The sequence below is a fragment of the Chitinimonas taiwanensis DSM 18899 genome (genome assembly GCF_900119825.1).
GTDB classification, from domain to species: domain Bacteria; phylum Pseudomonadota; class Gammaproteobacteria; order Burkholderiales; family Chitinimonadaceae; genus Chitinimonas; species Chitinimonas taiwanensis.
This window is the reverse complement of the sequence record NZ_FPKR01000006.1, coordinates 27,326-51,701: the sequence shown is the minus strand read 5'-3', so window position 1 is coordinate 51,701 and position 24,376 is coordinate 27,326. Positions and strand designations below refer to the sequence as shown.

21 protein-coding genes are annotated in these 24,376 nt (G+C 64.6%); 11 read left to right on the top strand and 10 right to left on the bottom strand.

Annotation, left to right across the window (positions count from 1 at the left end):
• Positions 1-14 precede the first annotated feature (14 nt).
• Complete coding sequence (locus BT173_RS08510; protein ID WP_072428225.1) at positions 15-1,649, top strand: methyl-accepting chemotaxis protein; 1,635 nt, start codon at positions 15-17, stop codon at positions 1,647-1,649.
• A gap of 40 nt (positions 1,650-1,689) precedes the next feature.
• Positions 1,690-2,568, top strand: a complete 879-nt coding sequence (locus tag BT173_RS08505; RefSeq protein WP_217651432.1) for a DUF4394 domain-containing protein — start codon at positions 1,690-1,692, stop codon at positions 2,566-2,568.
• 46 nt (positions 2,569-2,614) lie between these two features.
• On the opposite strand, the gene BT173_RS08500 is transcribed toward BT173_RS08505, so the two are convergent.
• Genes BT173_RS08500 through fur form a run of 3 tightly spaced genes read right to left on the bottom strand, consistent with a single transcriptional unit; the run spans position 2,615 to position 4,491 of the window.
• Positions 2,615-3,346 (bottom strand): arginyltransferase, encoded by a 732-nt coding sequence (locus BT173_RS08500; protein ID WP_072428223.1) that lies wholly within the window; start codon positions 3,344-3,346, stop codon positions 2,615-2,617.
• Complete coding sequence (gene aat, locus BT173_RS08495) at positions 3,347-4,054, bottom strand: leucyl/phenylalanyl-tRNA--protein transferase (RefSeq protein WP_072428222.1); 708 nt, start codon at positions 4,052-4,054, stop codon at positions 3,347-3,349.
• A complete protein-coding gene (gene fur, locus BT173_RS08490; RefSeq protein ID WP_072428221.1) occupies positions 4,051-4,491 on the bottom strand; it encodes a ferric iron uptake transcriptional regulator in 441 nt (146 codons plus the stop codon). The genes aat and fur overlap by 4 nt, the downstream gene beginning before the upstream one ends.
• A 145-nt stretch (positions 4,492-4,636) precedes the next feature.
• Between fur and BT173_RS08485 the strand changes: the two genes are divergently transcribed.
• The 5 genes from BT173_RS08485 (at position 4,637) to BT173_RS08465 (ending at position 10,806) form a co-directional block, all read left to right on the top strand.
• Entirely contained in the window at positions 4,637-5,002 is a 366-nt protein-coding gene (locus BT173_RS08485) for an outer membrane protein assembly factor BamE (protein WP_072428220.1), read from the top strand.
• Complete coding sequence (gene dapB, locus BT173_RS08480) at positions 4,999-5,808, top strand: 4-hydroxy-tetrahydrodipicolinate reductase (RefSeq protein WP_072428219.1); 810 nt, start codon at positions 4,999-5,001, stop codon at positions 5,806-5,808. Before BT173_RS08485 ends, dapB begins: the two co-directional genes overlap by 4 nt.
• A 117-nt stretch (positions 5,809-5,925) precedes the next feature.
• Positions 5,926-6,405: a ribonuclease E activity regulator RraA gene (gene rraA / locus BT173_RS08475; RefSeq protein WP_072428416.1), complete on the top strand. Its 480-nt coding sequence runs from the start codon at positions 5,926-5,928 to the stop codon at positions 6,403-6,405.
• 33 nt (positions 6,406-6,438) lie between these two features.
• Entirely contained in the window at positions 6,439-9,099 is a 2,661-nt protein-coding gene (locus tag BT173_RS08470) for an IPT/TIG domain-containing protein (protein WP_084658355.1), read from the top strand.
• 99 nt (positions 9,100-9,198) lie between these two features.
• Positions 9,199-10,806 carry a response regulator gene (locus tag BT173_RS08465; RefSeq protein WP_072428217.1) on the top strand — a complete coding sequence of 536 codons (1,608 nt, stop codon included), beginning with the start codon at positions 9,199-9,201 and terminating at the stop codon, positions 10,804-10,806.
• A 7-nt stretch (positions 10,807-10,813) separates the two neighbouring features.
• Here BT173_RS08465 and BT173_RS08460 read toward each other — a convergent pair whose 3' ends face one another.
• Positions 10,814-11,989: a BaiN/RdsA family NAD(P)/FAD-dependent oxidoreductase gene (locus BT173_RS08460; RefSeq protein WP_072428216.1), complete on the bottom strand. Its 1,176-nt coding sequence runs from the start codon at positions 11,987-11,989 to the stop codon at positions 10,814-10,816.
• 226 nt (positions 11,990-12,215) lie between these two features.
• Between BT173_RS08460 and BT173_RS08455 the strand changes: the two genes are divergently transcribed.
• Positions 12,216-14,924, top strand: coding sequence for an autotransporter domain-containing protein (locus BT173_RS08455; protein ID WP_175545583.1), 2,709 nt, complete (start codon positions 12,216-12,218; stop codon positions 14,922-14,924).
• A 118-nt stretch (positions 14,925-15,042) separates the two neighbouring features.
• Here the strand turns inward: BT173_RS08455 and BT173_RS08450 are convergent, their stop codons facing one another.
• The gene (locus tag BT173_RS08450) at positions 15,043-17,067 is read right to left on the bottom strand and encodes a M3 family metallopeptidase (RefSeq protein ID WP_072428214.1); all 2,025 of its coding nucleotides are present in this window, start codon (positions 17,065-17,067) and stop codon (positions 15,043-15,045) included.
• Positions 17,068-17,211: 144 nt separating this feature from the next.
• Between BT173_RS08450 and BT173_RS08445 the strand changes: the two genes are divergently transcribed.
• A complete protein-coding gene (locus BT173_RS08445; RefSeq protein WP_072428213.1) occupies positions 17,212-17,751 on the top strand; it encodes a gamma carbonic anhydrase family protein in 540 nt (179 codons plus the stop codon).
• Between the two features lie 84 nt (positions 17,752-17,835).
• Complete coding sequence (gene yihG / locus BT173_RS08440; RefSeq protein ID WP_072428212.1) at positions 17,836-18,741, top strand: 1-acylglycerol-3-phosphate O-acyltransferase, YihG family; 906 nt, start codon at positions 17,836-17,838, stop codon at positions 18,739-18,741.
• 65 nt (positions 18,742-18,806) lie between these two features.
• On the opposite strand, the gene BT173_RS08435 is transcribed toward yihG, so the two are convergent.
• The 4 genes from BT173_RS08435 to BT173_RS08420 form a co-directional block, all read right to left on the bottom strand.
• Entirely contained in the window at positions 18,807-19,571 is a 765-nt protein-coding gene (locus BT173_RS08435) for a LytR/AlgR family response regulator transcription factor (protein ID WP_072428211.1), read from the bottom strand.
• Positions 19,572-20,633, bottom strand: coding sequence for a sensor histidine kinase (locus BT173_RS08430; RefSeq protein WP_072428210.1), 1,062 nt, complete (start codon positions 20,631-20,633; stop codon positions 19,572-19,574).
• 252 nt (positions 20,634-20,885) lie between these two features.
• Positions 20,886-21,686 (bottom strand): DUF3025 domain-containing protein, encoded by an 801-nt coding sequence (locus BT173_RS08425; RefSeq protein WP_072428209.1) that lies wholly within the window; start codon positions 21,684-21,686, stop codon positions 20,886-20,888.
• 64 nt (positions 21,687-21,750) lie between these two features.
• Positions 21,751-22,761: a zinc-binding alcohol dehydrogenase family protein gene (locus BT173_RS08420; RefSeq protein WP_072428208.1), complete on the bottom strand. Its 1,011-nt coding sequence runs from the start codon at positions 22,759-22,761 to the stop codon at positions 21,751-21,753.
• An 85-nt stretch (positions 22,762-22,846) separates the two neighbouring features.
• On the opposite strand from BT173_RS08420, the gene BT173_RS08415 reads away from it, so the two are divergent.
• Positions 22,847-23,794, top strand: a complete 948-nt coding sequence (locus tag BT173_RS08415) for a LysR family transcriptional regulator (RefSeq protein ID WP_072428207.1) — start codon at positions 22,847-22,849, stop codon at positions 23,792-23,794.
• Between the two features lie 42 nt (positions 23,795-23,836).
• Here the strand turns inward: BT173_RS08415 and tpx are convergent, their stop codons facing one another.
• Positions 23,837-24,337: a thiol peroxidase gene (gene tpx / locus BT173_RS08410; protein WP_072428206.1), complete on the bottom strand. Its 501-nt coding sequence runs from the start codon at positions 24,335-24,337 to the stop codon at positions 23,837-23,839.
• Between the last annotated feature and the right edge of the window lie 39 nt (positions 24,338-24,376).

Here is a 24,376-nt window from a genome sequence, read left to right as displayed (position 1 = left end):
TCGCTGGGAAGCCGATGCGCAATATCTCGATCATGTATCGCCTGCGTCTCTTGGGGGCCATTGCGATGCTCATCATGCTGCTGGTGGGGCTGGCCGGCTTCTTCAGCGGTCGCGTCATTGTTGCCGCAGTGGCCGATAGCGACAAGATCGTCAGCCTGCTGCGCAATCAGACCGAGGCGGACATGATGCACGATGCGATCCGCTCGGACGTCTTGAATATGTTCCGCCTGATGTCGGCCGCCACGCCAGATGCGGCGGAGCTGAAAGCCGTGCGCGATGACCTGGACGAGCACCTGGGCAATTTCCAGCGCCTGATCGCCGCGAATGACGGCATGGCGCTGCCGCCGGCCGAGCGTGCCGCGCTGGAGGCGCTCAAGCCCGATCTGGCTGCCTATGCGCGCCAGGCACAAAGCGCGCTGGACAAGTTCGCCCAGCGCGCGGCCGATGCCGACCTGGCCTATACGGCTTTCGCGCAGAGCTTCGACACGCTGGAAGACAGCATGGGCAAGTTCAGCGAGCTGATCGAGCACTCTTCCCGTCAGCACAATCTGCAGCAGGCGCAGCTGATGCAGCGGGTGGAGCGCTTCAGCCTGATCTCGCTGCTGCTGGGCGCGCTGCTGCTGTTTGCCGCCGTATGGTGGATTGCCGGCACGATTACCAGTCCACTGCGCCACATCCGGGACTTTCTCGCCGGTCTGGGGGGGGATCTGGGCCAGCGCCTGCCCGATATGGGGCGCAATGAGGTAGGCGAGAATGCGCGCTCGATCAACGCCCTGCTCGATGAGCAGGCGCGCACCATTGAGCTGATCCAGCGCACGGTCGGCATCGTCGAACAGGTGTCTGGCCAGCTGAAGGCGCGTGCCGGTGATACCTGTGCCGAGGTCGAGCTGGCCAGCGAGCGCGCGGCGCGGGTAGGCGCGGCAGCCGAACAGTTATCGGTCGCCGTGCAGGATGTTGGCCGCAATATCCAGCACACGGCCGACCGTGCTGGCGAAGCGGCCCAGACCGCCGAGCACGCGCAGGCCAGCATCGCCAATACCCAGGCGGTCTGCACGCGGCTGAGCGAATCGAGCGCGCAGTCCTCGGCCATGATTGCCGAACTCAGCCATGCGGCGGCACGCATTGCCAGCATGGCCGGTGTGATCCGCGAGATTGCCGATCAGACCAATCTGCTTGCCCTGAATGCGGCCATCGAGGCGGCGCGGGCGGGTGAGAGCGGACGCGGCTTTGCCGTGGTGGCGGACGAGGTGCGCAAGCTGGCCGAGCGCACCAGCAACTCGACCATCGATATCGCCCAGATGACCGAGCAGATTGAACAGGCCACCCAGGGTGCGGCCCAGGCCATGCAGCGGGTCAGCGCTGGCGTGGCCCAGGGGGTGGCCGATCTGGATGGCGCGATGCGCAGCCAGGAAGCCATCGTGCGCGATACGCGCGATATGCGTGAACTGGCGCGCGAGATGGCTGATCAGACGCGTGGCGAAGCGGCTGCGGTCGAGGATGCCGCCCAGGGCATGGCCGAAATCGGTGAGCGGGTGGTGACCGCGGCGGCGGCTGTGCGCGAGATTGATGCCGGTGCCGACCAGCTGCGCCAGGTAGTGGCCGAGCTGCGCCGCCATGTCGAACATTTCCAGGTCGGTGCGTCCCGCTAGGGCGTAGCGATGAAGAGCGATCTACCGAGGAGCAAACACTGTGAGTCCATTGGCACGCCGTATCGCAACCCTTTCCCTGCTTGGCCTTCTGGGCGCCTGTGCCTCGACCCCCAAGCCGGTACCGCGTCCGGAGACCGCCTGGTTTCTGCTCGCCGACAACCAGCTGCTGCGCACCAACGCCGGCATACCCGGCACCGCGCTGCAGCGCCTGCAGGTGAGTGGCCTTGCGCAGGGCGAGCAACTGATCGGCATCGACTTCCGCTCCAGCAATGAGCGCCTGTACGCCTTGGGGCGCAGTGGCCGCCTGTACACGATCAGTCTGGAGGACGGGCTGGCCAGCCAGGTTGGCAGCGCCAGTGTGGCGCTCCGGCCTGAGGTCGAGTATGGCTTTGACTTCAACCCGGTGGCCGACCGGCTGCGGGTGGTGAATGCGGCTGGCGATAATCTGCGCCTGCACCCGGATACCGGCGCGCAGGTGGATGGCGATGCCACGCAAGCGGGTGTGCAGCCCGATGGCAGCCTGCAATTCTCCGCCAGTGATGTGGCTGCCGGCAAGGCCCCCGCGGTGCTTGCCGCGGCCTACACCTATAGCAAGGTCAGTAAAACGGCCACCACCAATTACGCCATCGATGCGGCCGGCAATCTGCTCACCCAGGGCAGCCGCGAAGGCACTAGCCCGGTGGTTGGGCCGAATCTGGGCCAGCTGTTCAGTGTGGGCAGCCTGGGCGTGCAGCCCATCGGCCCGGTCGGCTTCGACATCAGCTGGAAGGACAATGCGGCCTTTGCCAGCCTGCGCGCGCAGGGGCGGCCGAGTGCCGAGCTGTATCTGCTGGATCTGAACACGGGGCGGGCCAGCAGCCTGGGTGCGATTGCCGGTGCTCAGCCGGTGTTGGGCCTGGCGATTGCACCGAGCTGGTAGCGCGCCTCGGTAAGGGGGGCGTCGGTCGCGTAGCGGCTGGCGCCGCTCAGTCAGTATCGGCCAGCATGCGCCAAGCGCCGTCCACCAAGCCTTCGATAGGGTGGAAGCGCGTCTTGTAGGCCATCTTGCGGCACTCGGCGATCCAGTAACCGAGATAGACATAAGGCAGGCCGCGCGCGCGCGCCAGCTCCACCTGCCAGAGGATGTTGTAGGTGCCGTAACTGGCTTGGCTGTCGGCCGGGTCGAAGAAGGTGTACACCGAGGACAGGCCATCGCCGAGCTGGTCGATCAGGCTGACCATCTTCAGCTCGCCATCGAGGCGGAACTCGGCCAGGAAGCTGTCCACCTGGCTCTTCAGGATGAAATTCTCGTACTGCTCGCGGCTGTCCTCATCCATGCCGCCACCGCTATGCCGGTGCTGCTGGTACAGGCGGTAGAGCGCGTAGTGCTCATCGGAAAACAGCAGCGGCAGGATGCTGACGCTGAGCCCAGCATGGCGCTTGAGCGTGCGGCGCTGGGTGCGGTCGGGTTGGAACTCGGCAGCGCGCAGTCGCACCGGCACGCAGGCGCGGCATTGGTCGCACCAGGGGCGATAGGTGAACAGGCCGCTGCGCCGAAAGCCATTGCGTACCAACTGGGTGTAGATTGCGCTATCGATCAGCTCGGCCGGAATCGCCACCTGGGAGCGCGCCATGCGCCCATCCAGATAGCTGCAGGGATAGGGCGCCGTGGCATAGAACTGCAGCCGGATCAGGCGGCTGTCATTGGGGTGGCTCACTCAATCCTCCCACTTGCGCTCGGACGGGTAGTGCCAGGGACCGACGCTGCCCGGCATCTGATTCAGTCTAGTCAGTTCGCGCAAAAAGGTGGCGCGGTCTATCTCGCGCGCGCCAAAGCGGCTCAGATGCTCGGTATGCATCTGGCAGTCGATCAGGCCGAAGCCCTGCTCATCCAGCCAGCGCACCAGGTGGGCAAACGCCAGCTTGGACGCATCGGGGCGCTGGGCGAACATCGATTCGCCATAGAACATCTTGCCGATGGCCACGCCGTACAGGCCACCCACCAGCTCGCCGTCCATCCAGCATTCGGCCGAATGCGCCCAGCCCAGCTCATGCAGGCGGCAATACGCATCGATGATATCGGCCACGATCCAGGTGCCATCCTGGCCCGGCCGCGCCGCCGTGGCGCAGGCCTGCATCACGCGGCGGAAGGCAGTATCGAAGCGAATTTCATACGGCTTGTGGCGCAGGGTCTTGTTCAGCGAGCGTGGGATATGCAGCTCGCTCGGCAGCAGCGCCATGCGTGGATCGGGGCTCCACCAAAGGATGGGCTCGCCCGGCGCATACCAGGGGAAGATGCCCTGGCGGTAGGCGAGCAGCAGGCGCTCCGGGCTCAGATCGCCGCCGGCGGCCAACAGGCCGTTCGGTTCGCGCAGCGCCGATTCCAGTGGCGGAAAGGCGAGCGCGCGACTGAGCCAGGGGATCATTGCGCTTTCAGTTTGCCGGCCAGACGGGTCTGGCACTCGGCGCAGATCCCGTACAGGTACATGGCGTGGTCCTGGATCATGAAGTTGTGCTTCTTGGCGATGGTGTCCTGGCGCTTTTCGATCTCGGCGTCGTAGAACTCCTCGACCTTGCCGCACTTCACGCACACCAGGTGGTCGTGGTGGCCGCCCTGGTTCAGCTCGAACACCGCCTTGCCCGATTCGAAGTGATGGCGGACCAGGAGGCCAGCCTGCTCGAACTGGGTCAGCACGCGATAAACGGTGGCGAGGCCCACATCGTCCTGCTCATCGAGCAGCATGCGGTATACGTCTTCGGCCGTCAGATGGCGCTGGTCGCTGGTTTCAAACAGATTGAGGATTTTCAGCCTGGGGCCAGTGGCCTTCAGGCCGGCATCCTTGAGATCGCTCGCTTTGCTCATGATGGCGTCCGTGCAGATATGTTCTGGAATGGGGTTCGCGGCTATGATACGGCACTTCCGCACCTTGCCGCAGTCTATGCCCGTCCGTGGCATGCGAACCAAGCCTGCCGGCCCGCCATTTATCTTCACGGTCTTAATAGCATTCATGCGCACACTCTTGATCGCCGCTCTGCTGGCCGGCCTGTCTGCCTGCAGTTATCTCACCCCGTATAAGCTCGATGTGCCGCAAGGCAATGCCGTGACCGCCGATCAGGTGGAAAAGCTCAAGCTGGGCATGACCCGCGCCCAGGTGCGTTTTGTGATGGGCACGCCGCTGCTGACCGATGCCTTCCACCCGAACCGTTGGGATTATCTGTACTACGACAGCAAGGGCGGCAAGGTGGGCGAGAACAAGCGCTACTACGTGCTGTTTGAAGGCGACCGGGTGACCGGCATGGGTGGCGACACCCTGCCGGCCCGCACCGTCGTGGGCGGCAAGGCGCCCGTCAACCCGCGCGAGGCCACCAAATGAGCCAGCCACTACGTGTTGCCATTGCCGGCACCTCGGGCCGCATGGGCAAGGTGCTGATCGATACCGTACTCGGGCACCCCGACGCGATCTTGAGCGTGGCACTGGACCGCGCTGGTGCCGAATCGCTTGGTCAGGACGCCGGCCTGCCGCTGGGCAAGCAAAGCGGCGTGACGATTTGCAGCGACTACGCCAGCGCGCTGCGCGATGCCGATGTGCTGATCGACTTCACTCGCCCCGAGGGCACGCTGGCCCATCTGGCTGCTTGCCGCGCGCTGGGGGTGAATCTGATCGTCGGTACCACCGGTTTCGACGAGGCCGGCAAGGCCGCGCTGAAAGAGGCGGCCAAGGATATCGGCATCGTGTTTGCCGCCAATTTCAGCGTGGGTGTGAACCTGAGCTTCAAGCTGCTGGATATCGCCGCGCGGGTGCTCAATACCGGCTACGACATCGAAGTGGTCGAAGCCCACCACCGGCACAAGGTCGATGCGCCGTCCGGCACTGCGCTGCGCATGGGCGAGGTGTTGGCCGAGGCGCTGGGCCGCGATCTGAAGGACTGCGCGGTGTATGGCCGTGAAGGCGTGACCGGCGCGCGTGACCCGAGCACCATCGGCTTTGCCACCGTGCGTGGCGGCGATGTGGTCGGCGACCACACGGTGATGTTCATGGCCGATGGCGAGCGGGTCGAGATCACCCACAAGGCCAGCTCGCGCGCCACCTTTGCCCAGGGCGCGCTGCGTTCGGCGCTCTGGCTGCGCCAGCAGCCGGCCGGGCTATACGATATGCAGGATGTGTTGGGACTGCGCTGAAACGCGCGGCTGGCCCGCAACATTCAACAAGCAAAACGGGGAGCCGAGCGCTCCCCGTTTTGCTTGGCGCCGCCGGCAAGCGCCAGAATGCGTTTTTCACTGCTTGCGGGAGCCATCATGCATTTTCACACCACCGATCTGAGCGATGCGCACGGCGATGCCGTCCAGGTTGCCGAGCCCTTGTTCCGCCATTTTGGCCAGCACGCCCGTTTCGCCGGGCCTATCGCCACGCTCAAGGTATTCGAGGACAACAGCCTGGTGCGCAGCACGCTGGAAACCCCGGGCGAGGGCCGCGTGCTGGTCGTGGACGGTGGCGGCAGCCTGCGCTGCGCGTTGGTCGGCGGCCAGCTGGGTGAGCTGGCGGTGAATAACCACTGGGCCGGCATCGTGGTCTATGGTTGTGTCAGGGACGCGTTGGAGCTGAACGCCCAGGCAGTCGGCATCCGCGCCCTGAACACCCACCCGAAGAAGAGCGTGAAAAAGGGTGAGGGCAGCAGCGGGCTGGCCGTGCAGTTTGCCGGCGTGCGCTTCGAGCCAGGCCACTGGCTGTATGCGGACGAAGACGGCATCGTGGTGGCCGCGCAAGCCCTGCTCTGATTCCTCCATTTGCAGTCCGACCGGGAGTGCGCCATGCCTACCGTCTGCCAATACTTATTGCTGTCCTTGCTGGCCATGAGCTTGTGGGCTTGCGGGGGCGGCGGCGGAGGGGGCACGGCGGCACCGGTCGCCAGCCTCAGCATCAGTGATGTCAGCCCGCGCTCGGCCCCGCCTGGGGCGACCTTGATGGTAAGCGGCAGCGGCCTGAATGGCGTGACCCTGGCGCAGATCGGCGCGGTGGATGCGGCCTTCAGCAGGATTTCCGATACCAGCCTGAGCGTGGTGGTGCCTAATAGCGCCAGTACGGGAAGCCTGCGTCTGAGCGGCGCGGGCAGCAGCGTGGCCAGCAGCTTCCTGATCACGGTGGAGGCGCCGACGGTCAGCAGCCTCAGCCCCAGCGCGGTGGTGCCGGGGGGGCAGCTCACCCTGAACGGCAGCTTCCTCGATCAGGTGAGCAGTGTCAGCCTGGGCACGGTCAATCTGCCGATAGTGAGCCAGAGCGCCAGCCAGCTGGTGTTGACCGTGCCGGTGGAGGCGCTGAGTGGCGCGCCGCTGCTGCGTACCGCAGGCGGACTGAGCCGCAGCTCGGCCTTCAGCGTGACCGTACTGACCCCGCTGACGGTCAGCGCTTTCAGCGTGAACGAGGGCCTGGTAGGCAGCAGCCTGCTGCTGAGTGGCACCGGGCTCGACCGCATCAGCACCGTGCGTTTCGGTGCGACGGCGGCCACCATCGTCAGCCAGCGCAGCGACCAGCTGGCGCTGACGGTGCCCAATCTGACCCCGGGCAGTTATGCACTGACCCTGATCGCCGCAGACGGCCAGCTGCAGCCCAGCACCACCTTCCGCGTCGCGCCTGCTATCACCGTGACCAGCATGAGCCCCGGCTATGGCCTGGCCGGCACGACCGTCACGCTCCTGGGCAGCGGCCTGGATGAGGTCGATGGCATCACGGTGGGCGGCAGCGCACAGACCATCCTGGCCGGACGTAGCGATAGCCAGCTGCAGTTCAACCTCGCGGCGGGCAGCAGCAGCGGCGACACCCAGCTGCAGGCTAGCAGCCAAAGCGCGGTCAGCGCCGGCTGCTTTGGGGTTGGCGCCGCACCGCAGGGCTGTGTGAGCCGCATCGACTTCGTGCAGACCTATTCGCAGAGCGCTGGCGCCCAGTATCAGCGTCTGGTGGCCGGCAAGCCGGCCGTGGTACGTGCCTATGTGCTGGGCGCGCGCGGCGGCAGTCCCAGCCCGGGCGTGACCCTGGTGGTGCGCAATGGCAATACGGTGCTGGCCAGCCTGCCCATGAATGGTCCCAGCGTACTGCCCGACCGCGAGATGCCGTATTCGCTGGCGCAGACCTTCAGTGCCACCCTGATCGCCTCCCAGGTGATCAATGGTCTGAATGTCTCGGTCGAGCAATCGGGCGGCGGCCAGGGCCTGAGCGCAACCCCGCAGCTGGCCGGCACCAGCAATATGAAGCTGACCCTGGTGCCGATCCGCACCGGTAGCCAGCAGGGCAGCGCCCCGGCCACCAGCGATGTGCGCAGCGCGCTGCGGCGGACCTTACCCCTGGCCGATACGGCAATCGAGCTGAGCACGCGTGGTGTCTTCAGCACCAATGTGGTCAGCAGCGCGCCGGTCAGCAGCGAGGACTGGAGCGCGGTACTCGGTGCACTGGACGATCTGCGCGAGGTCGAGGCGCCGAATCGGCACTACTTCGGCTTCGTGGCCAATGCCAGCAATACCGAGACGGCCGGCCTGGCCTATGTGAACGGGCCGGGTTTCACGCGCAGCGATACCGGCATTGGTCTCGATACCAGCTATTTCGACTGGGAAAACACCTTTATCCACGAAATGGGCCATAACCTGAGTCGCGAACATGCGCCCTGTGGCAGCGTGGGAGCAGATTTCGACACGAACTACCCGTATGCGAATGGCGCGCTGGGCAGCGTACCGCTGTACAACATCGAGTCTGTCTACCAGGCGGGCTATCCGAACAGCGTGAGCGGCGCGCCGGGCAGCCTGATCGACCCGGCCGGCAAGAACGACATCATGAGTTATTGCAGCAATGCCGATTGGTTCTCCGATTACAACTACCACGGTGTGCAGAGCCATCTGCTCACCAATACCTACCCGAAGCTGATCAATCAGGCGGCCGATACCGAGCTGCTGGTGCTGCGTGGTGAGCTGGACGGCGACAACGTGCGCTTCCACACCCCAAGCGCAGCCTTTGGCCGGCCACGTTACGACGCGGGCGGCGCCTATACGCTGCGCCTGACCCTGGCCGATGGCAGCGTGCTGCTGCAGCCGGTGCGCAGCCAGCGCGTGGCGGATGGTCGCCCCGGTCTGCAGCATTTCAGCCTGCGTCTGCCGCACCCCGGCCCGCTGCGCAAGCTGGAGATGCTGCGCGGTGAGCAGCTGCTAAGCCAGCCGGCCAGCACGGCGGCCAAGCGCAGCGGCGCCGCGACGGCGACTGCGCGGGTTGACTGGCAGGAGAGCCAGGGCGTGCTCAGCCTGCGCTGGGATGCACAGGCTTTTCCGCGCCTGAGCGTACTCCATCTGGGCAGTGAGCGGCGCGTACTGGCCCTTGGGCTCAGTGGCGGCCAGGCCAGCCTGGCGCTGTATGAGCTGCCGGCAGGCGGGCGCTTCGAATTCGTCCTCGCCCATGCGCTGGATGCGCAGCGCCTGCAAGCGCCGCGCTGAACGCCTTGTCCGGTACAGCGGGCCGCCCGGCGGCCCGTTTTTCATCGGGCGCGCGGGCTGGCTTTGCTAAGATGATTCATTCCCTCAAGATCTGACGCCATGCTGCCGTCCCGTTCCCTTACCGCGCTGGTTGCCGATCCGTCCTCTACGGTACGGCTATCGCTGCGCGCCATCCTGCAGAGCTTCGATATCGCGCGTATCGATACCTCGAGCACCATCAGCGAAACCCGCCGCAAGCTGCTGGAGAACAAGTACGACGTCGTCTTGTGCGAATTCCATTTCGATGCCGAGGAAAGCGGCCAGGACCTACTGGAAGAGCTGCGCGAGAAGAAGGCGCTGCCACTGTTCACCATCTTCATCATGGTGACCGGTGAGGCGAGCTACCCGCGCGTGGTCGGGGTGGCCGAGGAAACGCCGGATGACTATATGCTCAAGCCGGTGCAGGCCGGCGCCTTGTCCGAGCGCATCGAAAAGGCCTTCAAGCGTCGCCAGGCGCTGATGGAGATCTACGAGGCGCTCAACAGCAAGAACTACAACCAGGCCCTGAAGGCGGCCCAGCAGATGATGCTGGTCAAATCGCCCTATCTGGCCGATATCGCCAAGCTGGCGGCGAATATCCTGATGCGGCTGGGGCGGCTGGAGGAATCGGCCACCATGTACAAACGCATTCTGGAAACCCGCAACCCGGCATGGGCCAAACTTGGGCTGGCCCGGGTGGCGCTGCGCCAGGGCGATAAGCCGACGGCCGAAGCGGCCATGTTGGACATCATCAACCAACATCTGCGCTATCTGCCGGTCTACAACCAGCTCAGCGAGCTGTATCTGTCGGAAGAGCGCTTTGCCGAGGCGCTGGAGATTACCGAGCAGGCGATCAAGATCACCCCGCATAGCCTGAAGCGCTTGCAGAAGGCCGGCCAGCTGGCTTTCAGCCTGGGCCTGGCCGACAAGGCTGGTGAATATCTGGGCCGCGCGGTGCGTCTGAATGGCAAGGCGGTCGATCTTGATTACCGCACCATCTTCCACCTAGCCCTGCTGCAGTTCGACCAAGGCCAGGCGCCGGATGCGGCCAGCCTGGTCAAGCAGCTGGGCGCCAAGCAGAAGAGCGACATCAGCGGCCAGGATGGCCTGCGCGGCGAATGGTATGGCGAGCTGGCCATGGCCACCGAATCGATCGCCAAGCGCGAGCCGCTGGCCGCCATCGATGTGCTGCGTCGCTTGGCCGGCCAGGTGGCCGCGCTCGACTTCAATTTCGAATTCGCGCTCGATTACCTGACCGTGGTCGACCGCCTGTATGCCGACGATATCGCCCCCACGCTGGCCGAATGGGTGAAGCCGCTGGCACTGCGCTTCGATACCGGCCGGCATGCCCAAGAGCTATTGATGCAGCGTCTGGCCGAGCGTCCGCGCCTCCTGCAGGTCTTGGCGGCTGCGGGCGAGCATATTGCCCAGGTGGCCAATGATGCTGCCCAGTTGGTGGTGGACGGGAATTTTCGTGCTGCTGCCGATAAGCTGATCGAGGAAGGTCAGCGCACCCACAATAACCGCCTGCTGGCCGCGGCGGCCAATGCGGCCGCGAAGAGCTACCAGTCCTTGCACGAGCCCCTGTTCAAGCAGCAGGCCGAGGCCTGCCTCGCCAGCATGGTGCCGCCCGACCCCTCGCTCGCGGCGCGCATCCAGGCCATGCTGGTGGCCGACGAGGCCGCCTGAGCCTTGCTCAGGCGTTCTGCCCAGCCACCCAGCCCGAGGACCAGGCCCATTGGAAGTTGTAGCCGCCCAACCAGCCGGTCACATCCACCACCTCGCCCACAAAGAACAAGCCGGGCACCTTGCGCGCCATCAGGGTCTTGCTCGATAGCGCATCGGTATCCACGCCACCGCGTGTCACTTCCGCCTTCTTGTAGCCCTGGCTGCCGCTGGGTACCACGCGCCAGTCGTGCAGACGCTCGGCCACGCTGGCCAGCTCGCGCGGCGTGTATTGCTTGATGGGCTTGATCGGCACGATGGCTTCGCAGAAGGCCTGGGCAAAACGCTTGGGCAGCCAGTCGCTGAGCACATTCGGCAGCAGCGCATCCGAGCGCTTGGCGTCCTCGAACAGGGCATGCGCATCGCGCCCCGGCAGCAGATCAAGCGCAATCTCGCGCCCCGGCTGCCAGTAGGACGAGATCTGCAGAATGGCCGGCCCAGATACGCCGCGATGGGTGAACAGCACGTTCTCGCGGAAATGTGGCCCCTCGCCGCCCCAGGCATCGCAGTCGAGCGAGACACCGGCCAGCTCGTTGAACAGATCCTTGGGCTCGAAGGTCAGCGGTACCAGCGCTGCGGCCAGTGGCGTGATCGGCAGCCCGAACTGCTTGGCGACTTCATAGCCGAAGCCGGTCGCGCCGATAGGGGGAATCGACAGGCCGCCAGTGGCGATGATCAGGCTTTCGCACTGCCAACTCTCCTGCGCGGTGTCGACGCGGAAGCCCGACTCGGTCTTGTGGATGGTCGCGATGGCCGTGCCCATGCGCCATTCGGTGCCGACCAGATCACACTCAGCCTTGAGCATATCGATGATGTCCTGTGCCGATTCGTCGCAGAACAGCTGGCCGAGCTTCTTCTCATGCCAGGGAATCTGGTAGCGATTGACCAGGTCGAGGAAGTCTTGCGCGCTGTACTGCGCGAGGGCCGACTTGCAGAAGTGTGGATTTCGCGACAGATAGCGTTCGGCCGTGGTCTGTGTGTTGGTGAAATTGCAACGCCCGCCGCCGGAAATTCGGATCTTCTCGGCCAAGCGCTCGCTATGGTCAATCAGCGTCACGCCGCGTCCACGCTGGCTTGCAGTGGCGGCGGCCATCATGCCAGCGGCCCCCGCACCGATAACAACTACGTCTGTATTTAGGTGTTTCACACTAGTGTAAAAACTCTCTGGTCGTTATAGTGGCGGCGAATGAATCCCCGCCAAGCCAGTCCCTATGCGGGTTCTGGCGGAATAGGCAGCTGCGCCCACTAGGCCGGCCAAGCGCTCGGTAGAGCTTCCGGGCAGGGTAAATCCAGATTCTATAAGTTCAACGACTCGGAGAGAGATACAAATGACACGCTTTGGCCTGGCCCGTAAGACTTTAACCGCGCTTGCCGTGAGTGCAGCCCTGTCGCCGCTGGCGTTCGCTGCCGGGAATTACAACAGCACCGTCTTCTTTGGCGACAGCCTGACCGATGTGGGCGCCTTTGGCGGCATCGCCGGCCTGCCGCAAGGCGCGCGCTGGACCATCGATAACGCCGACATCTACGCCTCCTTGCTGGCTGCCAAGTACGGCATCAAGCTGGGTGCTGCCAATGTCTCCAACAACACGCTGGCTGGCGGTGGCACCGGCTATGCGCAAGGCGGCGCACGCGCCACCGAAGTCGCCAATGCCGGGCCTGGTGCTGTGGAAATTCGTGACCTGCCGACGCAGATCACCGATTTCCTGGCTGCCAATGGTGGCAAAGCCGACCCGAATGCGCTGTACTCGATCTGGATTGGCGGAAACGATGTCCCTGCGGCCCTGGCGGCGGCAGCCGGTGCGGGCGGTACGGCGGCAGGTCAGGCCGTCATTTCCACGGCGGTGACTTCGACGGTAAACCAGGTTAAAGAGCTCCAAAAAGCTGGTGCCAAGCGCATCATCGTCAATAATCTGCCCAATTTCGGCACCACGCCGGCTGCGACCAGCTCGGCCATTGGCGCGGTGGTGCAGCAGACGCTGCCGGCTGTGGGTGCCAACCTGACCGCCTTCGCCTCAAGCGCACCGGTCACCACCCTGCTCGGCGGGGTGCCCACCACGGTGGCCAATAGCGTTGGCGGTGCACTGGGTAGCGGCATCTCCAGCAATGTCAGCGCCGGCCTTGCCGCCGCACTGACCCCTTCGTTGGGTGCTGCCGGGGCCGCCGCCTTCCAGACCGCCTTCAACAATAACTGGTCCGGCGCGCTGACGACCCAGCTAACCGGCAATCTGAATACCGCGCTGAACAACACCAGCAATCTGGATCTGGCCACCACGCTGGGCACCACGCTCAATACCACGGTCAGCAATCTGAACTCGGCTACCACTATTGGTACGGTCACCGCGCAGGCTGCCGGTGCAGCGCAGACCGTGGTCGCGCAAGGCGGTGCCACGCAGAGTGGTCTGGACGCCGCACGTGCCAGCATCGTGACGGCCATCAGCGGCCAGCTGGCTACGCTGCAGACCAATGTCAGCGGGGCCATGCAAGGGGCAATCAGCACCGGTCTGGGCAGCACCGTGCCGACCGCGGTAAGCAGCGCCATCGGCGCCACGGTCAACACGGCAGTGGCTACCACGCTGGGCCAGATGGTGGCGGCCAACCAGATCACCGCCGGCCAGGCCGCGGCCCTGAGTACGGCTATCACTGCACAGTTGCAGACTATCGTCGGTCAGGTGGCAGCTGGTCTGCCGGCCACCTTGCAGAACCAGATCGGACCGGCTGTGGCCGCGCAGCTGCAAGCCACACTGGCCACTGCCTTCTCGGCCGTTTCTGGCTCGGCTGCCACGGTGAACACCCAGCTGACCGATCAGCTATCGACCACCAATGCCAATGGCGCTTATCTGCGCGTGACCAGCGGTGCCAACACCTTCTCCGGTCTGTTCAACAGCGGTTTGAGCAGCGCGCTGGCGGGCCAGGATGTGGTGCTGATCGATATCCAGCGCCTGCTGTCGGAAATCGCTGCTGATCCGGCCAAGTATGGCTTTGACAATGTGACCGGCCAGGCTTGCGGTGCAACCAGCTCGCTGACCTGTACCAGCGCCCAGTCCTTGCCAGGCTTCCTGTTCGCGGATGATCGTCACCCGACGCCGGAAGCGCACAAGGTGGTCTACCAGTACATCGCCTCGGTGTTGGATGCGCCTTACTTTGCCGCCCAACTGGCCGATGTACAGAGCGCCGCGCCGCAATCGGCCCAGGCTGCCGTGGATGAGCGCGGTGTACGTGCGCGCTCGGTCAACGGTGCCGACGTCTTCCTGCGTATGCATCGCCTGCATAACGACTACCAGGGTGATGCAGAAACCCTGCAGAGCGGCGGCGCCAATACTGCGGTCACCCTGGGTGTCGATACCCAGCTGGGCGCGAATGCAGTCGTCGGTGCCGCAGTCAGCCAGGTGCGCAACCACACCGAGTTTGCTGCCGAAGTTGGTAGCTTCCGCGCCACCAGCCGCCTGCTCTCGCTGTTCGGTCGCTACGATATGAGCAATCTGTCGCTGGGCGCCGATGTGTTCTTTGGCTCGACCCGTTTCGACAGCATTGAGCGTCATATCCAGCTTGGTGCTGCCACCCGTACCGAACAAGCGGATACCAGCGGCACCACCGTGGGCCTGCGTGTACAGGGTAGTTACACGCTGGCACTGGGCAATGTGTCCTTGATTCCGACCGCCAATCTGTCCTTCAGCGAGAGCACGGTGGGCGGCTATGCCGAAGCCAATCAGTGCGGCAGTGCAGCCAAGCCGGCCGCCTGCAGCACCACCATGCGCTTCGACGAGCAACGCGTGGATTCGCTGTTGGCCGGTCTGGGTGCCAAGGCCGAGATCAATCTGGGCAAGCTGACGCCGTTTGCCTCGGTGATGGCTTACAAGGAAACCAAGGACGACGCACGCAATGTGGGCGCTGGCCTGGTTAGCCAGACCACCACCTTCAAGACCGAGGTGGCTGGGCCGGATTCCAGCTATGCCACCCTGGGTGTGGGTGCACGTGCTCAGGTGACCAAGGCACTGAATGGCTATGTCAGCTACAGCCACACCTACGGCCTGGACAACGAGAAGCGCAACTCGGTGGCCTTTGGCCTGCAGGGCAGCTTCTAAGCCAGCACGCTGGTGCTGCAAAAGAGAAACCCGGCCTAGGCCGGGTTTTTCTTTGCGTGCTCGCCGGTCAGGCAGCCTGAGCACAACGTAGTGCGCCCCGCCGCCCGACCGAGGCCGGCTAGCCGGCCATGCCGCTATGCCGCAGCAAGGCATCGATCTGCGGTGCGCGACCGCGGAAGGCCTTGAAGTTCTCCATAGCCGGGCGACTGCCGCCCACGGCCAGTACTTCACGGCGGAAGCGCTCGCCGGTCAGCTGGATCTGCTCTGGTGCTTCCTCGAAGGCCGCGTAGGCATCGGCGCTCAGTACCTCGGCCCATTTATAGCTGTAGTAGCCGGCCGCATAGCCACCCGCGAAGATATGCCCGAAGGCATGCGGGAAGCGGTTCCACTCTGGTGGGTGATTGACGGCAACCTCGGCGCGCACGCGGGCCAGCAGCTGCAGCGCACTTTCCTGGCTGGCATCGTAGCGGCTGTGCAGCTCCATATCGAACAGGCCGAATTCGAGCTGGCGCGCGGTGGCCATGCCACTCTGGAAGTTCTTCGCGGCCAGCATCTTGTCGAATAGTGCGCGCGGCAGCGGCTTGCCGGTTTCCGCGTGCGCGGTCATGCCGACCACGCGGTCCCACTCCCAGCAGAAGTTCTCCATGAACTGGCTGGGCAGTTCGACCGCATCCCATTCCACACCATTCAGGCCCGCTACGCCCAGGTCGCCGATTTCGGTCAGCAGCTGGTGCAGGCCGTGGCCCATCTCGTGGAACAGGGTGATCACCTCGTCGTGGCTGAAGGTGGCGGGCTTGCCCTCCACGCCGCGGCCGAAGTTGCAGGTCAGGTAAACGAGCGGGGTCTGGGTGCCGCCGGCCTTGTGGCGACGATTACGCGCATCGTCCATCCAAGCGCCACCGCGCTTGCCTTCACGCGCATACAGATCGAGGTAGAACTGCCCGACCAGCTCCCCGCTGGCATTGACCAGCCGGTAGAAGCGCACGTCCTCATGCCACAGCGGCGCCTTGTCGAGCTCGGCCTTCAGGCCGAACAGCGACTGGATCACGCTGAACAGGCCGGACAGCACGCGCGGTTCGGTGAAGTACTGTTTCACTTCCTGTTCGGAGAAGCTATAGCGCGCTTCCTTGAGCTTCTCGCTCACATAGGCAAGATCCCAGATCTGCAGCTCGCCCATGCCAAGTTCCTCGCGCGCAAATGCCTCCAGCTCGGCGCGGTCGCGTTGCGCATAGGGCTTGGCACGCTGGGTCAAGTCGCGCAGGAAGCTCAGCACTTCATCCGGGGTCTCGGCCATCTTGGTGGCGACCGAGTATTCGGCATAGTTCTGGAAGCCCAGCATCTGGGCCAGTTCGCGGCGCAGCACCAGGATGCGGTCGATAGCGGCCGAGTTGTCCAGCTCGCTCGGGCCCAGGTCGGATGCACGCGTGGCATAGGCGCGGTACAGGGTTTCGCGCAGCGCGCGATGATCGGCATAGCTCTGCACGGGCAGATAGCAGGGCATGTGCAGGGTCAGCTTGTAGCCGGGCTTGCCATCCTTCTCGGCCGCGGCGCGGCACATGGCGATCACATCGTCCGGCAGGCCGGCCAGTTCGGCTTCATCGTCCACATAGTGCGCATAGCCGTCAGTGGCATCCAGCAGGTTCTGCTCGAACTTGGCCGACAGGGTGGCGAGCTCTTCCTTGATAGCCGAGAAGCGCGGCTTGTCGGCTTCAGCCAGCTCGGCACCCCCCAGGCGGAAGTCGCGCAGTGCATTCTCCACAATGCGTTTGCGCGCCACACTGTAGCCCGCGTATTCAGCGCTGGCGGCCAACTGCTTGTACTGGGCGAACAGGGCCAGGTTCTGGCCGACTTCAGCGCCGAACTGACTGAGCTTGCTCAGATTGGCGTTATAGGCCTCGCGCAGTGCCGGCGTGTTGACGACCGCCTGCAGATGGCCGACCTGGCCCCAGGCGCGGCCGAGCTTTTCGGTGGCATCGTCGAGCGGCAGCACGAAGTTGTCCCAGCTCACTGGCTGGACGGTCTCGGCGGCCTTGACGGCGGCACGGGCTTCGGCGAGCAGCTGGTCGATGGCCGGGGTGATGTGCTCGGGCTGGATCTCGGCAAAGCGGGGCAGGGCGGAGAAATCGAGTAGCGGATTGTTCATCGTGCTAGGTCTCAGTGATGGAAGCGGGGCGACCTGATCCTGATGGGGGCAAAGGTGCCGAATGCAAGGCGGCTAGTGTAGCGCCGGTGGGGTGAAGGTGCCCGCCTCGGCTATACTCGGCCGGCCTAATTTCCGGAGTTCGTCATGTCTGTCCGCCCCTTCAAAGGTGTCTACCCGCAGGTCCCTGCCTCCGCCTATGTGGACGAATCCGCCGTGGTGGTGGGTGAGGTGGTGCTGGGCGAAAACGCCTCGATCTGGCCGGGCGCCATCGTGCGCGGCGACGTCAACCACATCCATATCGGCAAGGATTCGAATGTGCAGGACCTGGCCTGCCTGCATGTCAGCCACAAGCGCCCGGAAGATCCGCTCGGTGCGCCGCTGATCATCGGCGAGCGCGTCACCATTGGCCATCAGGTCACCCTGCATGGCTGCACCATTGGTGATGAATGCCTGATCGGCATCGGCACCATCGTGCTCGACCGCGCCGTGATTGAGCCGCGGGTGATGATAGGCGCGGGCTCCCTGGTGCCGCCGGGCAAGGTGCTGGAATCAGGCTATCTGTATGTGGGCCGGCCGGCCAAGGCAGTGCGCAAGCTGAGCGAGGAGGAGATCGCGCATTTCGCCTACTCGGCCCAGCACTATATCCGGCTGATGCGTGCACATCAGGACAGCCAGGCTGAATAAATATTCAGTGAACACTTGTACTCGGTAATGGCCGGCTGCACTACAATGCCGGCACTGAACCGTATCAATCGAGCGCTTGTCCTTATGTTGAATTTCCTGCCCTCGGCCCTGCGCGGCCTCTTGTCCTCGCTGCTGCTGCTGTTGAATGTGCTACTGCTTGGCGCGCTCATCCTCAGCCTCGCTGTGCTCAAGTTCCTGCTGCCTTTCAAGGCCGTGCGCGGGCCGCTCGATCGCATCATCAATGCTCTCGGGCAGATCTGGGTGGGCAATAACGGCCTGTGGATGGGGCTGGTGCAGCGCACGCAGTGGCAGGTGCAGGGTACCGAGCAGCTGTCGCCGCGTGGCTGGTATCTGGTGTCTTCCAATCACCAGAGCTGGGTCGACATCCTGGTGCTGCAGAAGGTCTTCCTCGGTCGTATTCCCTTTCTCAAATTCTTCCTCAAGCAGCAGCTGATCTTCGTGCCGGTGATTGGCCTCGTCTGGTGGGCGATGGACTTTCCCTTCATGAAGCGCCACTCGGAAGCCTTCCTGAAGAAGCACCCGAAAAAGCGCGGCGAGGACCAGGCGACCACCCGGCGCGCCTGTGAGAAGTTCTCGCTGGTGCCAACCTCGGTGATCAATTTCCTGGAGGGCACCCGCTTCACCCAGGCCAAGCATGACCAGCAGGGCTCACCCTTCCAGCATCTGCTCAAGCCCAAGGCCGGTGGCATTGCTCTCGCCATCAATGCCATGGGCGAAAAATTCCAGTCGCTGCTGGATGTGACCATCTTCTACCCGGACGGCCCGCCCAGTTTCTGGGACCTGCTGGCCGGCCGCGTGCGCCAGATCGTGGTGCGCGTGAACGAGCTGCCGATTCCGGCCGAGTTTGTGAACGGTGATTACAGCGGCGACGATGCGTTTCGCGCGCGTATGCAGGCCTGGGTGCAGAACCTGTGGCAGGCCAAGGATGCGCAGCTCGCGCAGCTGCGCCTCGAGTATCCGCACAGCTGAGGCGTGCCGTAGGCTGACAAAAAAGCCGCACTTGGAAGGTGCGGCTTTTTTCATGCCTTGCCTACTTACATCTGTTTGAATAGGTGGGCGTAGGCGCGGCTGACCGCCACGCTTTCCGGGCGCGACTTCAGGCTCAGGGTGACCTTGCCGGTGAAGTCGCGGCTTGCTTCGGCGATTTCGCGCACATTCACGAGGGTGGCGCGGTGTACCTGCCAGAACTGCTCGTTATCAAGCTGCTCGAGCAACTCCTTCAGTGAGGTGCGGATCAAGTACTCGCCCTCGCGGGTAACCACGGTCGTGTACTTGTCGGCAGCATGGAAGTAGCACACATCGTCCACCGCGATCAGCTTGACCTCGTTGCCCTGGCCAGCCCGTATCCAGCTTAGACGCTGTGTGCCGCCATTCAGGGTCACGCCACCGAGGGCCAGACGCAGCGATTCGAGCAGGGCGCCGTTATTGGCCGGCTTCTGGCTGGCCAGCTTGTCCTGCAGCTTGTGCACCGCACGCTGCAGGCGCTCGCTGCTATAGGGCTTGAGCAGATAGTCGATCGCATCGCGCTCGAAGGCTTCCACCGCGTACTGGTCGTAGGCGGTCACGAATACGCAGTGGCAGCCGTTCGCACTGCGTGCGACCTCCAGGCCGCTCAGGCCGGGCATCTTGATATCCAGGAAGGCCACGTCCGGCTCGTGCTCATGCAAGGCGGCAACGGCTTCCAGACCATTGCGCGCCACGGCGGCAATCTGCAGCTCGGGCCATAGGCTGGCCAGCTGCTGTTTCAGGTATTCGGCCAGCAGCGGCTCGTCATCAGCAATCAGGGCGGTGGGCTGCATTTATCGGGTCTCCAGCGGCAGGCTGATACGGGCGCGCGTGCCGCCGGTGGGCTGGGCATGCAGCGCCAGGCGTGCCTGGCCACCATACAGGGTGGCCAGCCGCGCCCGCACATTGGCCAGGCCAACGCCCTGTCCACTCACCTGGGCCGGCAAACCGAGGCCGTCGTCGCTGACTTCGGCAATCAGCTGGCCATCCTGCAAAGCCAGGCGGATGCGGACCGTACCGCCTTCCACCTTGGGCTCCAGGCCATGGCGTACGGCGTTCTCCACCAAGGGTTGCAGCAGCATGGGCGGTAGTGCTTGCTCAAGTAGGCTATCCGGACAATCGATGTCGAAGCTCAGGCGGTCGGCCATGCGGATTTGCAGGATACCCAGATAGGCGCGCAGCAAGTCCAGCTCCTGGCGCACGGTGGCCTGCGCATCGCGCGTGCGGGCCAGCGAGGCGCGCAGATAGTCGTTGAACAGGCCCAGCATCTGCTTGGCCATGGCGGGCGAAATATCGATCAGGCTTTGCACATTGGCCAGGGTATTGAACAGGAAGTGTGGCTCGATCTGAGCCTGCAACATGCGCAGCTGGGCCTGCATCAGCGCCTTATCCTGCTCGCCACGCTTGGCCTGCTCGGCATGGTAGGCAGCTTCCAGGCGGCCGGTCTTTTCCCGCCCCCACAGCACGCTGGCCACCACGGCGGCCGATAGCATCATCACGATTAGGCTGGCCAGCAGATAGCTCGGGTACTCGGTCACCATCCAGGCTACTTCGTCCAGGCGCACCAGCCAGTTGATTGCCAGGCCGAGCACGGCGCCCACGGTAATCGCCCCCATGAAGTAGAGCGGCTCGCGCGCGGGCGAGGGCTTGATGACGGTAAAGGTCAGCGTGATCGCTACGAATACCGACACCCCCACCGTGTGGGTGGTCAGCATCACGCGCCAGAGCGGCGAATCGCTGGTCAGCGAGAAGAACACCCCGGCCAAGGTGTTCACCAGCAGGGTAATCAGCAGATTGCGCCATAGCGCACGGCGGATCTGCCCGGCGGAAATCGGAGTAAGGGCAATGGTCGACATGGCCCGAGCTTAGGCGATTCGACTGGCCTGGTCACGTGCCAGCGGGGCGGGTTGCGGCGTACGCAGCGGTACAACCTTGCTTTGATTGGTGGCGGGCGCGGCAGCTTGGCGGCGCGCCAAGGTCATTGGACTAAACATTATCTCTCTCCCCTTAGCACCGGGATCACCGGTTGGCAGGATGAAAGGTAATGCGCGCGCGCCGCGCTGCAGAGCGACTTGCGACGAAATGCAGCAGCATCGGGCAGGGCGCGTCTAGCCCGGATGAACGACGGGGCGGCGTGGGCGGAAATGCCGGGTATCGGCGTAGAAAGCCGCATCCTGCTGCGGCCACCAGCCCGGTATGCCCAGTACCGGCAGCGGCGGCAGGCTGCGAGGGTCGAGTGCCTCCGCCTGGTCCAGACGTGCGGCAAGCTGCTGATCGAGATCGTGCAGCTGCGCCTCGAGTGGCAGCTGAAACCAGTCGGGCGCCACCTCGACCAGCATGACCTTGCCGACGATGCCGATAAAGGGCGCCAGGCCTTTCTCCTGCAGCGCATGGCCAAAGCTGAAGGCGGCAATCTGCTCGCCCCAGCTGGCGGCGCGCGTCTGGAACAGGGTGGTCCAGTCATGGTCGAACAGAGCCGCCTGCAGGCGGGCATCGGCACAGGCCAGCACCAGGCCGGATTCATCGAACAGCGTCGCTGCATCGCGGCTGCGGCCGCGCTGGCCCTGGCTTTCCCTGGCCATCTCGCGCAGGTGCAGCGCATTCAGCGCCGCCTTGCTCTGTGGCCAGACCAGCCAGCTCAAGGCATTGAAGGCATCGTGCCAGTTGGCCGGGCGGGTGGCCACCTCGCCACGTGTCGCGATGCGCAGCTCATAAGCCTGCGCATCCAGCAGGGCCGGGGCGATGAACTGCACGGGCAGGCCGGAGCGCGTGCGCGGGCGCAAGGTATCGGGCAATGCCTGCCAGCTGGCTGCATCGGGAAAGCTGTGCCAGCCGAGCTCCTGCAGGCAGGGACGCAGCGGCAGGAACCACGGTGAGGTAGAGAAGAGAGTGTGCGGCCAGGGCGGCATGGGATGGGCTTCGCTCGGACAGGCGCGCAGTGTACTGCGCCTGCCCGAGCCGCGCGAAGCGGGCTTAGAAGCCGGCCAGTACCAGCTTGCCTATGGTGCGCCCAGCCTCCAGCTGGGCGTGGGCGCGGCGCAGATTGGCCGCATTGATCGTACCGAGCACCTCGCCCAGCGTGGTGCGCAGTTGGCCAGCGTCGATCAGCGCGGCCACCTCGTTCAGCAGCGCGTGCTGGGCCTGCATATCTTCGGTCTGGAACATGCTGCGGGTGAACATCATCTCCCAGTGCAAGCTGGCGCTCTTGGCCTTGAGCAGCTCGATCGGGTGAGGCTGGCTGGCCTCTACGATGGTGACAATCTTCCCCTGCGGCGCCACCAGCTCGCTCATGGCAGCAAAGTAGCTATCGGTATCGCTAGTGCAGAAGATGTACGGGTAGGGACCGTGGGCCTTGGCGGCGGCTAGCAGCGCTGCACCGTGCTCAATCACGACATCGGCACCCAGCGCGCGGCACCAGTCGGCCGACTCGGGCCGCGAGGCGGTGGCCACCACGCGCAGGCCGGCCAGCTTGGCGAGCTGGATTGCGATCGAGCCCACGCCGCCCGCCCCCCCAATGATCAGCAGTGTCTTGCCAGCTGCGCTGCCGTCGCGATGAATCGCCAGGCGGTCGAACAGCGCTTCCCAGGCGGTAATGGCGGTCAGCGGCAGAGCAGCGGCCTGGGCGTCGTCTAGGCTAGCGGGCGCCCGGCCGACAATGCGTTCGTCTACCAGCTGGTACTCGGCATTGCAGCCGGGCCGGGTGATATCGCCGGCGTAATAGACGCGATCGCCAGGCTGGAATAGGCGGCAGTCGCTGCCGACTGCTTCGACGATGCCGACCGCATCCCAGCCCAGGATGCGTGGACTGCTTTCCACCTTGTCCTTTGGGGCGCGTACCTTGTAGTCGACCGGGTTGACGGCAATCGCGCTGATGCGCACTAGCAGATCGCGTCCTTGCGGGGCGGCCGGTTTGGGCAGCTCGATATCGAACAGGGCTTCCGGATGGTTGATCGGTAAATACTGGGTCAGGGCAACAGCACGCATGGCTTTCTCCGTTTGGGTGAGTGGCCGCAGTGTGTATTAAGTGTGTGTGGTGATAAATATAACTTAAGGAATAAGATTGTCCTCTATGAAGAACAATCCAATTTCCCCTGCCGATCTGGCCGCCATGGCCATCTTTGCTGCCGTGGTCGAGGCCGGTAGCCTGACTGCCGCAGCGGAGCGCCTGCAGCTGTCCAAGTCTGCGGTCAGCAAGAGCCTGGCCGAGCTGGAGGCGCGTCTGGCGGCGCGGCTCTTGCAGCGCACCACCCGGCGCCAGTCGCTGACCGAGGTTGGCCAAGCCTATTTCGAGCATTGCCGACGCGTGATGGCCGAGGCGGGCGAAGCGCAGCGGGCGGTGGATCGTCTGCATGCCGAGCCGGTCGGGGTGTTGCGCGTGTCGGCGCCGATCAGCTTTGGCAATCTGCACATCGCCCCGCATCTGCCGGCACTGCTGGCCCGTCACCCCGGCTTGCAGATCGAACTTGCGCTGAACGACCGTCTGGTCGACCTGGCCGAAGAGGGCTTCGATCTGGCGGTGCGCATTAGCGATCAGCCGGCCGAGTTGCTGGTGGCGCGTACCTTGGCACCCATCCACTGGGTAATCTGCGCCAGCCCCGCCTATCTGGCCGCGCATGGCCGGCCGCAGCATCCGGCGCAGTTGGCCGAGCACGCCTGCCTGACCTACCCGATGTTGACCCCGGGTGGCACCTGGCCGTGCTACGAGGCGGGGCGGCGTGTGGATATCGCTGTGCAAGGACCTTTGCGGGTGAACAGCAGCTATGCGCTGCAGGCAGCCTGCAGTGGCGGGCTCGGCCTGGCGCGCCTGCCCAGCTTCTGCTGCGGCGAGCAACTGGCCCAAGGCGAGCTGATTGCTGTGCTGGACGAATTCGCTGCCCCGCCGCAGACCGCTGCGGCGGTGTTTCTGCCCAATCGTTATCTGTCGCCCAAGGTGCGCGCCTGCGTCGACTTCCTGCGTGAGCGCTTCGGTGCCGGCCTGGCCGCGCCTTATTGGGACGACTGGCGCGCGCCAGCATAGAAAAAGCCGCCCGTGGGCGGCTTTGTCGGCAGCGCGTGCGGCTTACTTCAGCGCGGCAATCGCGGCGTCGTAGTTCGGCTCATCCTTGATTTCGCCAACCAGCTCGGCGTGGAGCACCTTGTTCGACTCGTCCAGTACCACCACGGCACGGGCGGTCACACCAGCCAGCGGACCAGCAGCGATTTCCACGCCGTAGTTGTGCAGGAACTCACGCCCACGCATGGTGGACAGGGTGACCACATTGGCGAGGCCTTCGGCACCGCAGAAGCGCTTCTGGGCGAAGGGCAGGTCGGCCGAGATGCACAGCACCACGGTATTGGCCAGCTTGTCGGCTTCGGCATTGAACTTGCGGGTCGACATCGCGCAGGTTGGGGTGTCGATGCTCGGGAAGATATTCAGCACCTTGCGCTTGCCGGCATAGCTCTCCAGCGTCACATCGGCCAGATCGGCGCCGACCAGCGAGAAAGCCGGGGCAATGCTGCCAGGGGCGGGGAAGTTGCCATTCACGGGAATCGGATTGCCGCCAAGGGTCACGGTAGACATGGAATGCTCCAGAAAAGGGTGGGGTTAAAACACCCATCC